This window comes from Mesorhizobium sp. (assembly GCF_004962925.1).
Lineage (GTDB): Bacteria > Pseudomonadota > Alphaproteobacteria > Rhizobiales > Rhizobiaceae > Mesorhizobium.
The window spans coordinates 1-216 of sequence record NZ_SUEO01000515.1 but is presented as its reverse complement, the minus strand read 5'-3'; the positions used below and the strand labels follow the sequence as shown (position 1 = coordinate 216).

The window sequence follows — 216 nt, the reverse complement described above, 5'->3', positions numbered from 1 at the left end:
CCAGCACCATGACCATGTCGTCGACGGCCTTGGCTATGCCGCCGGAGAAGTCGCCGGCGCGAAAGGCCGGCACCATGTCGTTTTCGATGATCAGCTTGGTGTGCAGATCGGTCAGCGTGCCTTCCAGCCCGTAGCCGACCTCGATGCGCATTTTGCGGTCTTTCTGGGCGACCAGCAAAAGCACGCCATTGTCCTCGCCGGCCTGGCCGAGCTTCC

At 63.0% G+C, this 216-nt stretch carries 1 protein-coding gene; it reads right to left on the bottom strand.

Annotated features, from left to right (window positions below):
- The coding region (locus E5W87_RS35945) for a TPM domain-containing protein (protein ID WP_292408828.1) at positions 1-216 on the bottom strand (216 nt) is incomplete at both ends.